We start from the raw sequence: 13,466 nt of genomic DNA on the forward strand, positions 1-13,466 counted from the left end.
TGAGAAGCCTGATTTTCAGGCTTACCACCCTCACATATCATAGAAGAATCTTATTTACAGACTTTTTCTCATAGTCTCATATAAAAAGATAGTTAAAAAGACATATATAATTTATTATTAAAGATTTTATCATCTCTGAGATATGCTAAGTTTTTAAGATAGCCAGCCATCTCAGTACCATCTTTGTGAGTCATAGGATAAATGAAAGATAAACATCTATTTTCATTATCATTGTAAATATCTTGGTTATTTTTATAGTTAGAATACTTCCTAACCTTTAACTACATAACAGCCTTTTGCATGCTTATCCTTCTAAGTAATCCCGTAATTCGGCAGCATCTACAAGTCCCTGATAATACGCTTCACTGCTACATTCATCCTCACTGGTTGTTAAAGGACTCACATTGTTGTCAATGCAATCAATAAATCCTTTCCGATATTCCTCGCCATAGGTCGTGGATTCATTATCATAAATTTCATGGAAATTCAATCCCTCTGCATTACACATTTCTTCTTCGTCCATGTAGCCAACTTCTTCCATCAATCTCTGATATTTCGGCAACACGCCCCCTCCTGCCGCAACTTCTTCTTCCTTATCCACTCTATATGCAATCACATCACATAATGTTTGCATCTCAACTAGTTCCTCTTTGCTTCTTCCTTTTCCTATTAACTCTGACGGCAAAGAGTGTATATCTCTAAGAAGCTCTGTCCCTGTATATTGATTTTCCGGTACCTCTTCTTGATAATCCCATTGTATACGTTCATCGGCATATTGAGATTCATCAAATTCTTTTAATTTAGCCCAAAGAGCTTCTCCTTTTGCTTTATTCGCCCCTGCCTTTTCGTAATATTCCCGAGCACGATCATAATGTTTCCATTTTTCTGCATCAGACTCACCATTCTTTTCCGCATTTTTAAAACGAGCCCACTCCTTATCTGCTTTCTTTTTGCAATACTCCGCTACGCTGTCATATCTCTTTGCTGAGGTTCTTTGCTCCTTCTCCCATGCTTCAATAGAATCATATCCCCTAGATTTATCATAATATCTTCCATCTTCGCCTTTTTCCAAAAGCTCCGTACAGTCATTTTCTTTTTTCTCAGTAGACTCTTCAGTAACATCACTGCGTAGGTCAAAACTTTTTAAAGCATCCTGATAAATATCAGGAGCTGCCTGCAAAGCCTTTTCTTCTGATATTCTCGGGCTATCGCCCTCTTTCAGTTTCTCGGGCTGCTCAATCTCTTTCGTTATATCTTTAAATTCGTTCATACTATCTTCCCCTTTGTCACACAGTTTGCAAATTCACGCCAGATTGGATAATCGATCGCATATCGGTCAGTATATTCTTTGATAATTAAAGTGATTAAAAGATTGATTTGCTCATCCTCATACTCCATGACAGACGGAGCAAGTTCTGCAATCATCGCAATCTTGAGTTCTTCTACAGAGTTCTCTTCCGTTGCCCTTTCAAGAGCCTCCTTTGCATTCTTAAAATAATCAAAAATCATCGAACCAAGAAGTTTCATCCTTCTTGCATTTTTCTTAACTGAAAGATACTCCAAAAGCTTAACCTTCACCTCAGTTGCAACAGAGGATTTGATGATCGTAGTTTTAAATGCTTGCTCTATTGCTAAATCATCCAAATTTGCCCTGAATTTGGAATCCAACAATTTAAACAGCAGGGATTCATCTTCCGGTTCAGGATAATCTTCCGTTTCTGTAAACAGCCCTTCCTCCAGCTTTGCTTTTTTAATCCTGCATAGAACAGGTGAAATCCAATCATTTTGGTAGATTGCCGCTACACCACAGGGAAGTTTGGATAACTCTATGATTTGGGCATCATTTAATCCAGCTGCCTTACCAACTAACTCTCTATCTGAAAAATCAGGCAGGCGCATTATGATTTTTGTATTTGTATTTCGGATAACGGATAAATCCAACAAACCGGGAGACTGATCCGCGATGATAAATCCCTCTCCATAGGTTCTCATTTCCGCTATAGAATTTGCCAGCATCTCTACGGATTTTCCTAAAAGATTTGCTGTTTCAGAGCTTTGCTCTGTGCTTGTTCTCTTGAGCAGATTATGCGCTTCTTCCAATACCGTGATATGACGCAGATCGGAATTGCTACCATCCGCACATGCAATCCGATGCTCCTGCAACTTCAGAATCAAAATACCCATAATCAACGCTTTTGTTTCCGTGGAGCCAACTCTGCTTAAGTCCACAATAACATTCTCATCAAACAACTCCTGATCTTCTATATCATTCGCAGAAAAAATCATGCTATTGATGCCATTGGTCAAGGATTCCAAACGGGTAAGCAGGGAGCCTTTGTAATTGCTCTTATTTTCATCAGAATACTCACTTTTGTTGATATACTTTTCCACTTCCAGCGCCACATCCACAAAGCTAGGGAATATCTCTCCATGTTTATTTTCTGACTTTACAAGGTTCCATCCGGCAGAACGATATGCATTTTCCATTGCTGCTTTCAATACTGCCGGCATTGCTGCATACATAGGCCAGCAAACATTAAAAATTTCTGTTAATTTATCCAGATGCTCATAAATATGAATCTTATCACTCGGAAACTTAAAGGGATTGATCCTTAATAATTTTGTGATTCTAGGATTTGTACCATAAACACTCACGTTTAAATGCTTATTTTTCGCAAGTGCATTTTTATATTCGCCCTTGGCAGGCTCAATCACCATAAACTTTACGGTATTCTCCGTATCACCGATATAAGTATTAGAAAGCTCATCCAACAGCTTATAAATTGTTGTAGACTTCCCTGAACCTGTTGAGCCGGTAATAAATGTATGCGCCGTTAAACTTCTCGCATCTAACTTTACATCTGTATTCTCTTCCTTATGCATATGATAAATTTTACCAAGAGGAATTGTCCCTTTATTTCCTGCAAGGGATACGATTTCTCTACCAAATTCCGCACAATCCACAACAGGGACACCGGCAACAGATTTTTTCGGCAATACCATCTGATAAGCCATTTCCTTTCCGCTAATCAACATTGTTGCTGTTGTTGGATACCGGTGTTCTTCATCTATTACAGTCAGGAATTCCGGATGGTAAAATCTCATCAGATATTCTTTCATATACTGAACATCATCCACATTCTTCCACACATTTACCGCAGAGGACTCAACTGAGGAATTCTCACCACGCGTAAGAGATTTAAATGCACCGGCTGCCGCAATAACCACATCATAGTCCTTTGCAGCAAAATATGTACAGGTATCAAACAAGCCAAAATCCTCACACGCACGCATTCTCTTGATTTGCTCGTCAATACGGTCAAGCAGCGTCTTTACAGATCTGTTTTCATAATTAAGCTGAAGGGACTCTCCCTTCGTGGCCGAAAGAGATTTTGCAACGGAGTTCTGCTCTGTAAGAGACTTTGCGGTTCCGCTGGATTCTGTATCTATTGTAGCATTTGTGACTGCATTGGTTCTGGCATAAGCATGATTATAATTCACAGAAACCTTTGCCGGATTCATTCCAAAGGATGTACCGCCGCCTGTACTGTCAGTATGCGTCTTAGAGATTGCAGTTCCATGCGTCAGGGATTTGGCAAGCATTTTATTTGTCGTATCCGTTACACCCTTTATCAGACTTTCGGTATCTGTAACCGAATCTTGTGCATTCACTGTCTGCGAAGATACCTTGAATGGTGCCAGCTGGGAATAAATATCCTCATATTCTGCGCACATTGCTTCAACCTTTTCATTACTCATTGCATCAGCAATAATCAATGCAGTATATTCTTTCCCCTTCAGTGTGTCAATCAGTTTTTCCAGTCCCTGCACAAACTCCCTGTTCTTCGACTCATTTGAATTCCTTATCGCAGGGATGCTGCTGACCGCAGAGATATATTTCGCAGTTTTAAAAGATTCCTCAATCACATCTCTTTTCCCAAGAACATTCTTTGATGTAACGGGATTTACCGGCTGCAGCTCCGTTCCAGGGAAATTTCCAAGAAAAGCATTTTTTAATACCTTGCCGCTGTTCACCAAATCTTTTTCCACAGCATAGAGCCTGAAATTTCCATTCTCATCCGTCTGCGTAACCATATTTCTGGAAACAACACCCACATATACCTCAACACAATCCTTATGCCCATTGACCAGCATCAATAATCCGTAATTTGCCAGAGAAAAGATAGTAGAATAAACCGTAGTCAATTTATCCTGCGTATTTTCATCTTTATCATAAACAACTCTCACCACTCTGTACAAAGAAACATTTTCACCGATTTCTATGCTTTTTAAATCCTCCGGCATTTCTATACATGGCGTATCAGAAAGCTTTTCAATATATTTTTTCAGGACAATGTTGTCTGCCGCCTCAAATGCAGCATATAAATCATCAAGAACCAGCGGATTGACTACATGAACATCCTTTTCCATAGACTTCATCCCCTCTTTTATATCGATTTGCTCGGGCTATTTCCTGCAACTTGCTTGTTAACGATTCCTGTTTATTTTTCCTTTCCGCATCCCCGTTTTCCTTCTTATTTATGTCAAGAACTTTTTCTTTTTCATCGCAATTTAGCCAAGCAGTGCCTTGAACAGCACTCTCACTACGATTACCAGAGCAACCACCGCCAGAACTGCTTTGGCTATCGGAAATTTTCCGTTTTCTACCCTCTGTGCTTTCGTCTCTTTCGACCGTACTTTCGGAGTTTCTTCCTGCATCATAGAACGCTTATACTGCTCAGCAGTATCTCTGTGAACAACCTGTCCCACCTCTTTAATGTAAGGCACACGTTCTTTGGCAAAGTTTTCCTGAAACCAATAGACCAGTTTCGTAAAATATCGTTTGTCCCAAGCACTTCGTTCCAATTCTTCCTCATAGCCTAATTTGACATATTTTTCAAAAATTTCAGGAACTTGTTCCTCAAGGGTTTTCAAAACATATTCCGCTTCGCCATGTTCGAAAGTAGGATCACCCAACATTGCACTAACCATGCTAATTTTTAAGCGAAAAAAATCCTTATCGTTAATTGCCTGTCGAAAAGCTTTCTCATCAAATGTTCTAAACAGATTTATTCCTCCTCTATTTTTACTTTCAAATCCTTGAGCCATCTGCAGGTTTCTTCATTTTCCTCGATTGCCTTATTCAATTCATTTATGGACTTTCCAAGTTCCTCAATGCGCTGCTCCTGTTTCCGAATATCAGAATGAAATTGCTGCAATTCCTTCAGCAGTCGTTTTATCATCTCTTGCACCTGATGCTTACTTCCTTCCAGAATTTGCTCGAACATTTGCTCCATGTTAATTCTTTCTTCTTCCACGTAGGCATAATAGGCATCCAGATTATGGTTCAATTCATTCGTTTCGTAATAGCCATCTATGTTCCTAACTTCAATTTTATAGTCTTCCATAAAAAGGGAGCCGAATTTTTTAAATAGATTCCAGCTGGAACCCCATTCCCGCTTTTTGGAATTGCCGACCTTTTCGTTTCTTATCTCCTTATCTACAACTTTTCTCTTCATATCGAAAGCAAGTTTTTCAGCATCAATATTTCTAAAATTCGTCTTCCACATAACACTATCTGTAAACTTATACTCACCCTGCTGAAAAACACCCGAGTCCTCCAATTCTTTCACCGCAGACTTTAAAAAACCAAATACGGTAAGAATTTGAGTATTATACATTGCTTCAATTTCTTCCAATTTTTTATTTATTTTAGAAAGATTTCTGGCAAAAGCATCTTTAATGTTCGAGGCTCTCTCATTAATTTCATGCTCCACCTCTGCACGAGATTTCTGTCCAGTTGAAATTTTATAGTGCCAGCGAATAAAGGTAACCTCCTTTTCCGCTTCAAGATCCGCTCTAAAATCACTGACAGCACTTCTCAACGCATTTGAATCTAATTTTATACCATCCAGTACGTCCATCTGGCTTTCAATTTTTTCTTCTGTTTTTTCGAGAACGCCAATTTTTTCTTCTGCGCTTTTTCTTGTTTCTCTCGCCTCCTTCCTGTCTCGGTTTCTTTCCCCCAGATCTTTCTCCATCTGCTTTAAATCAGCAAGGATACCATCATTAAAGTTATTTACATCCTCCAGAATATCCTCAAAGGTATCTAATAATCCACGAACCTTTATCGGATACGCATATCTTGCAATATAATCCTTGATGGCAGACTCTACAGAAACAAGACCGCACTGCAGTTCCGCCGCTCTGGTATCTCTCCCCGCTTCAAGCGCATCATGAAATTCTTTTTCGATTTCATCCTTTCTATAGTTTGGAATATCACAGTATCTGGATAAGCAAAAGTCTTCTTGTATTCTCGGACCACAAATTTCCTCTTTGAAATCTTCTAATTTTTTATGTAAATATTTTTTATACGGATCCTTCAACTCCTCATCTGTAAAAGCATCAGCTCCACACTGTATTGCAGAAGCAACCAGCCCTGTTGTCATAAAGATACGAGGAACAAAACGAGCTGCTTCTTCGGCAAGCTGTTTTAACTCATCTTCCTCGCCCTCAATCCCCCATTTGGAACTATCTGTCAAATACGCAGCAAATGCCGCTTTTACACTTTCAGCATTCGAAAAGACTTCACCTCTTCTATTTGATCTATTCGCCGCATAAGAACTAGCATCACTTTTATTCATTAAAAAGAGATATCTGTCATTGAATCCGCTTTCTTCTTTCGTTTGATTGATAATCTCCCGCATAAACTCCCCAATGTTCTTATTCTCGCGACTCTTCGCATCAACACAAAGTATAATCATCGGCTTACTTTCCATAGACATTGCCTGCAATGCAATTTCCGCATGCCTGTTTATTCCATCCTGACTTGATTGGGAACTGTCCATCCCCGGAGTATCAATTAGAACAATCGTAAACGTATCTTCGCTTACGCTGTCAGGATAAAGATGGGATAAATCAACACCTAACTCCATCATAGCCACTTCCGGATATTTATCCACAGTATTTTCATCCCGAATCGGACAGATTTCCCAAAAAAGATCCGCACAATCACTATCATTTTCAAAAATTCTTTTTTCAATCACAATCTTATCATTTTCATCATAGCAAGCCAGAGATACCTTCTTCCCCAAGGAACTGTCATGGTGAATCCTACAATTCCTAGAAGTACAGGTCCCCTCACATGTAGGCAAGATATCATGACGAATCAGCGCATTGAGCAGAGTGGATTTACCGGAGCTATACCCACCTGCCAGAACAATATAAAAAAGATTTTCTTTTGCCGTTTGGTAATTTTCATCCAGTTCGTTATATTTTTTGCTTAATTCCTCTGTCGTTCTCTGCTGAATCAGTTCACGGAAACGAGGAGATTTTAATTCCGAAACAACCTCTTCAATGTTCTGCGCCAAGATCTTATCATCCCGTATCGTTTTGTGCTCGAATGTATATCTTACACGCGTTTCTTCGGAACGATCCTCATTCTGATCCGCAATCGCACGCTTCAAATCATCAAAATCTATCTTTCTCCCCGAAAAAATAACTTTCACCTCGTCATTGGTTTCCGGGTCTGATATTTCATTTACAAAACCTGCCCAATCCCGATATTCAATCGGTTCAATCCATGTTTGCAGAGGAATCTCATTCTCAATAAAGTCCTTGAATTTTTCATAGCTCTGATTCCGGCAAACATCAACTTGGTTTATAAGCATTTTCGTAATCATCTTATACGGGTTATAGCTTATCTCAATCGTCTTCATCTGCTACCTCCTCATTTGCATCCTGATTCAGCTTTATACATACTTTAGAAAAATATCATTTTTCGATTCTTTTATAAGTAACTATTTTAGTTATCTTATAGCATATTCTATCGTGATTCCACATATTTTACAATAGAAATACCAAACAAAAAAACAGGTGGTGAAGCGTCATGGAAAAACAGCAGTTAATCGAAATCGGGCATCGTTTACGCAAGCGCAGACAGGAGCTTGGCTTGACCCGAGACAAAATGTCCGAATTAGCAGACATCGGCTCCGGCTATTACGGGCAACTTGAGGTCGGCACGTCCCAAATGTCCATTGATACCCTCATCAAGCTTTCCCATTCCATGCACCTTCCGATGGAATACATCATCTTCGGAGACGGAGTAGAAGCAGGCGACCCTTCCGCCGTCATTGATTTACTAAACCGCTGCACACCGAGAGAGCTTTCTCTGGCGGAAGAGGTTCTGAAACTATTTTTAATGAAGGAACGCTGACACCTTTTCCGCTATTATAAATAATTTTTCTTCCGAAAAAGTACACTTGCAGTACACTCTTTTCCGCCGCAGGTATGCTATACTGGTGGCAGAGGTGAGAGCAATGAAAGATACAGCTGAATTGATGAACGAAATCAAAAGTGCAAAAAATATTCTGGATTATATGGAGCGCAATCAGGAAGAAATGCATCTGAACACCCTTGCGGATTGTTTGAATGAATGGCTTCCGAAAAAGGACTGTCAGGTTGCGGACGTTGTAAGAAAATCAAATCTGAATAAATCCTATGTCTATCAAATTTTTAACGGAAAGAAATTTCCCTCTCGGGACAAGGTCATTGCGTTGGCGTTTGGCTTGGAATTAAATGCAGAGGAAACACAAAAGCTTCTGAAACAGGCAGGCTATCGGGAGCTATATCCCCGTGACAGAAGGGATGCACTTCTGCTCTTTGCTATCAATCAGAAAATGGATATTGTAGGGGCAAACGAAGTGCTATATGATCATGAAATTGAAGTATTGGAATAAAGAAGGGTACCGACTATGCCTAAGTCGGTACCCTTTTTCTATGAAAATATGGATTAAAAGATGTTTGTATCAAAAACATCCAGGTGATATAGCTTTAAGACCGCAGGAGCATACGAATCGCACATCTCGGGCGGAATTATAGCGACTTCTCCCCCTCCCTTAATATAACAAAGCCCTTTAAATCCTTTATAATTATAATATGTTTTCCCTGTATCGTAGTTATATGTTCTGGAAAACATCCCGAACAGCAGATATCCCTGATTCGTGCAATAGCCTGTGGAGATAAAATTCACATTAGGATACTTTTCTTTCAATCGGTCATACACTTCCTTCTCATCCCCCGAAAACACAAACAGCTTCACATTCGATTGTTCAATCTGTTTGATATCCACCGTAGCAAAAACACTATCCCGGTAGGAAGTGAAAACAACGACATTCATTACCTCCCGAAAATCCGTATCCACTGCATAGCTCCATACTGCAAAGCCCGTCACAAGCGTAAGCCACACAATCATCAAGGGATACAACAGCCTGCGGCGAATCTGCCCGAAGCGAATTGCCCATGTAATCTGCCAAACATGATGATACCGTTTCTTAGGCTCCAATGCCGTACATTTTTTCAGAATATGCTTCCAACGCCGCTTTTTTGCCGCTTTACCAAGCAACTCCTTCGCCGTAACGCCAAGGGCATAGATATCTGCCCGTTCATCCGTCTGCGCAAAGCCATATTGCTCGGGTGGTGCATAGCCGCGTGTGCCAAGCAGGCGCGTATCCATTTCCGCCTGTTCCTTTTCCTCTCGCGCCGCATCAAAATCAATCAGGCGAATATGACCGTCACTGCCAAGCAGAAGATTGGAAGGCTTGATATCCCGATGCAGGATATGATGCTGATGCAGAAATCGCAGCACATCGCAAAGCTCAAACAACCATTTCGTCACCTGCTTTTCCGTTGCAGGAATCTGCTCCAACGATTTCCCTGTGATATATTCCTCCCATACGATTGTTTCGTTTTCCGTATAGGAAACCGCATACAGCTTCGGCAGATACAAATGCGGCAATGCCTGCAGCTGCTCATAAATCCGAAAATCCCCCTGCAAATGCTTTTCCACCGCCATACGGTGATGTTCTGCATCATAGACAAGATAAACCTTGCCCTCTTTGAATGTATCCACTCGTTCCATCTCGTACGCCCCCTTGCTGCTTTCAGTATAACAAGGAAGGAACGGAGATACAAGTAAACTTCCTTTAAGGAAATTTTCTCACCATCCGATAAAATGTCGTTTTACTCACCCCCAGCAACTGCATTGCCGCAGTGGCGGTGATTTCTTTTTCTCGCCATCTTTTCATGACCTTTTCTGCATCGGGATGGATTTTCGCTTTTCTGCCCTGATACTTTCCCTGCTTCTTTGCTTCTGCAATGCCTTCCCTTTGGCGTTGGAGAATATATTCTCGTTCCAGTTCGGCAACCGCGGCAAAAATCGTCAGCATAAATTTTTCGGCAGGAGTAGATGTATCAATAGATTCCTTCTGAGAAATAAATTCCACCTCTTTTGCAGTAAGCTGTTCGACCAACTCCAGAAGGTCTTTCGTATTTCTTGCGAAGCGGCTAATCGATTCCACAATAACGGTATCCCCTTTCCGCACATAGTGCAGCATTTTCTGCAACTCCGGGCGGTTGGTATTCTTACCGCTGACCTTATCCATATAAATTTCATCCACACCCAAGGCTTCCATCAGCGTTTCCTGCCGAATGGTATTCTGTTCTGCAGTGCTTACTCTGATATATCCGATTTTCATAATTATTCCTCCTTCCATTGCAAAAAATAAAGGAAGAATGATAACACCCTTCCCTTATTTTCTATATCTGTCCCATTAGGGTTCTCCCGTCAGATGGAACGTTCCAAAATAGGAAAACCGATGTAGATGGGACATTTTTCCACTGTCCCAATCAGGTATACCCTAACGAAACGCTTTTAACACTCACATCCGTAGAAATAGTCTTCCAATTCTTCGGGACTAAACCCTTCCTCCAGCAGATGTTCTACATCATCCGCACAATAGCCAAACGCCCCGGCTACGGATTTCAGCTCTTCGATGTAACTTGTCCCATAGTAGGCCTCAATATATGCCATATCATAACCACACCGCCAGCTCCAAGGGTGAGTGGCATAAGAATTATAATAGGAAGCTTTCAGATGATCGTTGCAGAAGGAGCCTCTGGTGATATTGCCGCTGCTGTCAATCTTGAGAATCTCTCCGCAGAACACATTGATTTTCTCTGGCTTCTCCAACGGCAGATGCAGGGCATCCAGAGCCTTTTGCAGAATCTCCTCTGTTGAAGCGTAGAGGTACAGCCCTGTTTTGGGGTAATGGTAAATGCAGAGGGGATTGTCGCCTTTGACAAAGTAGAGATTATTCTGCACATCCATCACCGTAAACGCAAAGGAGCCCTCAACCTGTTCCGCCATCTCTTTCAGGCTGTTCAGGTCAAGGGCTCTGTTCTGCTCCAGCAGCTGCACCGCTACATAGCTGTCTGTCTGGATTTTTGATTTGGGCAGATGATTTTTCTTCCTCAGGGATACGTCATTTTGCAGGACACCGTTATGCGCAAGGGCGAAATCGTTGTTTCGGATACGCCCACGAAACGGATGATTATTGTAGTTTCGCTTGGCACTGCCCTGTGTCGTCATGCGCGTATGCCCCATAATCAGATTTGCTCTCTCGGGGATACGAAACCGCATCCGATGCGCCGCAACAGGGCGTTTATAGATATGTAATCTGCCACAGGTCTGGTAAGCAATACCGGTTGCATCCGTTCCTCTTGCTTCACAAAAAGCCGACAATACAGAAATGATATGCGTTTTCTGACAGCTTGTTAATTTCTTCTTATAGTCCATCATTCTATAAAGACAACACATCAGATTTCCTCCTCCGTTTCCATGGGTTCATTGATATATAATCTTCTTTCCTTTAAATAGCGAATCAGCTCGGGGTAGGTTTCCTTCGGGATGTCCGCAACAAAACTGCTCCACGATAAGTTTCTGATTTCATCATCAGAAAAGACAAGTGCCACATCACAGATATGATTGACCATTTGTAATGTGGCGATAAAGGTGTTATATTTCAGGGTGCCACGGAAGATGCGGAACTCTATGGTGTTGTAGTTCTGGAGATTGACACAGGAATATCGTTCGCCGCCATAGCCCTTCTTGGCATGGTCCAGAATGTCAGCCGGATGCTCCTTATAGCCATACCTTGCCGCCCAGCGGTTCATCTGATACTGCGTACGACGAGAGAAACGCAGAAGCTCATTCCAGTTCGCTTCCATGAAATACAGAATTCTTGCGATACTTCTGTCCTGCACCTCTTCCGTAGCACCGAAAGCAGTGCGGTTGACATGGATATGTAAGCCTGCTGTATCCGTGCTGTGTGATAAATACCCCAGTTCCACCGCACGATGCAGAACTTCATCCCAAGGAAATTCGTTGATGTGATAATCCAGCGTAAATGGATGCGATACGATTTCAAAGCCTTCAGAAAGAGAGCCGTCGCTCTTGCAGTAGATGAACTCATCCGCTTCGCTGTTCGCTAATTTCAGCAACTCCTTTGCATTGGCTTCCAGCTCGCCGCCCTCGTCAATCTCCAATTCCACGCCAAAGAAGCGCATGCCCTCTCCGCGGAAGATGGGTTTTGGCTTGTAGGAATATGCGTGGATGCCGCTGCACCGCCGATAATTTTCCGCACAGTGATAGCAATAAGGTGTATCCTCGTCATCGTCCATGTAGTAGGCATCGCTTTCGTAGATAATTTCGTTGCATTCACTACAGCGCGTGTAGTACATATCATAGCAGGACTGGCATAAGGGAGTGACTGCGTCACCGGCGTTATCTCCACGCCAGATACGCGTACCGCAGTGCTGGCAGACCTCTGTTTCCTCCATCATACAGTCTGTGCAAATCAATAATCCATCCATTTCGTTCTCTTCCGTAATCGGGTGCTGCATACCGCAAAGATCACAGTTGAATGTTGTTTCCATAAATATCCTCCTTACCTCTCCTCTTTTATCACAATGATATGGTTGCCGATTTTCAGAAACCGCTCGGGTTGTCTGTAATATTCCGTATCTTTCTGTAGCTGTTCGGGCGTTAAATCGGTAAAGTTGTCACAATCCGCAGGCGCACCGCAAAGAAAACAGGTGCCGCAGATGATGTCATACGCTTCATCGGTTTCTTCGTGACGCAAAGCGCGGTTATAGGGCAGTCCCATCAGCTTTCCTTCCTCATTGCAGATGAGTGCAACTTCTTCCGGAAAAGGAAAAACAGCCTGTATCCTGCCGCCCACAACGGACTGCATGGATGCCAGACTGCCTTCGATTTCCACCACGACAGGTGCTTCATTTGGTTCCAGTTTTAAAATTTTCATTTTCATCATCCTTTAAAATAATATCGACTGCTGCACATAAAGCTGCCGCAACACCAGCAATCAATATACTCCAAATCTCTTTGGAAGCGGGTGTCAGTTTTTCATTGGCAAGTCACTCCTCTCTCTTTTTCATTTTTCCTTTTTGTTATCAGGCAGTTGCTCTGGTCTGAATGAAGCCCATTGCGATTTCCCAGAGGATGTCGCGCAGGACAGTTAAAATCAGTTTCAGCATGGATGTTCACTCCTTTCATTTTTTATCAAGTCGTACCGTTTTTCTGTTTCGAGGAATGACCATATCGGTTTTTC

The 13,466-nt window shown here is 41.7% G+C and carries 11 protein-coding genes; 2 read left to right on the plus strand and 9 right to left on the minus strand.

Features of this window, described 5'->3' with window-relative positions; translation table 11 throughout:
• Positions 1–304 precede the first annotated feature (304 nt).
• The 4 genes from GPK49_RS01670 to GPK49_RS01685 all read right to left on the minus strand — a co-directional run bounded on the left by GPK49_RS01670 (position 305) and on the right by GPK49_RS01685 (position 7,718).
• Complete coding sequence (locus GPK49_RS01670; protein WP_215676533.1) at positions 305–1,270, minus strand: hypothetical protein; 966 nt, start codon at positions 1,268–1,270, stop codon at positions 305–307.
• A complete protein-coding gene (locus tag GPK49_RS01675; protein WP_318283799.1) occupies positions 1,267–4,116 on the minus strand; it encodes a helicase HerA domain-containing protein in 2,850 nt (949 codons plus the stop codon). The genes GPK49_RS01670 and GPK49_RS01675 overlap by 4 nt, the downstream gene beginning before the upstream one ends.
• A gap of 456 nt (positions 4,117–4,572) precedes the next feature.
• Positions 4,573–5,109, minus strand: a complete 537-nt coding sequence (locus GPK49_RS01680) for a hypothetical protein (RefSeq protein WP_215676534.1) — start codon at positions 5,107–5,109, stop codon at positions 4,573–4,575.
• Entirely contained in the window at positions 5,070–7,718 is a 2,649-nt protein-coding gene (locus GPK49_RS01685; RefSeq protein WP_215676535.1) for a dynamin family protein, read from the minus strand. The genes GPK49_RS01680 and GPK49_RS01685 overlap by 40 nt, the downstream gene beginning before the upstream one ends.
• Before the next feature lie 170 nt (positions 7,719–7,888).
• Here GPK49_RS01685 and GPK49_RS01690 point away from each other — a divergent pair, with 170 nt between their 5' ends.
• Positions 7,889–8,215 (plus strand): helix-turn-helix domain-containing protein, encoded by a 327-nt coding sequence (locus tag GPK49_RS01690; protein ID WP_215676536.1) that lies wholly within the window; start codon positions 7,889–7,891, stop codon positions 8,213–8,215.
• A 103-nt stretch (positions 8,216–8,318) separates the two neighbouring features.
• Complete coding sequence (locus GPK49_RS01695; RefSeq protein WP_215676537.1) at positions 8,319–8,738, plus strand: helix-turn-helix domain-containing protein; 420 nt, start codon at positions 8,319–8,321, stop codon at positions 8,736–8,738.
• Between the two features lie 53 nt (positions 8,739–8,791).
• On the opposite strand, the gene GPK49_RS01700 is transcribed toward GPK49_RS01695, so the two are convergent.
• The 5 genes from GPK49_RS01700 to GPK49_RS01720 all read right to left on the minus strand — a co-directional run bounded on the left by GPK49_RS01700 (position 8,792) and on the right by GPK49_RS01720 (position 13,160).
• On the minus strand, positions 8,792–9,919 hold the full coding sequence (locus GPK49_RS01700) for a protein kinase domain-containing protein (protein WP_215676538.1): 1,128 nt from the start codon (positions 9,917–9,919) through the stop codon (positions 8,792–8,794).
• Positions 9,920–9,983: 64 nt separating this feature from the next.
• Positions 9,984–10,535, minus strand: a complete 552-nt coding sequence (locus tag GPK49_RS01705; RefSeq protein WP_215676539.1) for a recombinase family protein — start codon at positions 10,533–10,535, stop codon at positions 9,984–9,986.
• Between the two features lie 176 nt (positions 10,536–10,711).
• On the minus strand, positions 10,712–11,656 hold the full coding sequence (locus GPK49_RS01710) for a class II glutamine amidotransferase (protein ID WP_215676540.1): 945 nt from the start codon (positions 11,654–11,656) through the stop codon (positions 10,712–10,714).
• Positions 11,656–12,774: an amidoligase family protein gene (locus GPK49_RS01715; protein WP_215676541.1), complete on the minus strand. Its 1,119-nt coding sequence runs from the start codon at positions 12,772–12,774 to the stop codon at positions 11,656–11,658. The genes GPK49_RS01710 and GPK49_RS01715 overlap by 1 nt, the downstream gene beginning before the upstream one ends.
• Before the next feature lie 11 nt (positions 12,775–12,785).
• Positions 12,786–13,160: a DUF3846 domain-containing protein gene (locus GPK49_RS01720; RefSeq protein ID WP_215676542.1), complete on the minus strand. Its 375-nt coding sequence runs from the start codon at positions 13,158–13,160 to the stop codon at positions 12,786–12,788.
• Positions 13,161–13,466 lie beyond the last annotated feature (306 nt).

The organism is Clostridium sp. MCC345, assembly GCF_018785345.1.
Lineage (GTDB): Bacteria > Bacillota > Clostridia > Lachnospirales > Anaerotignaceae > Anaerotignum_A > Anaerotignum_A faecicola.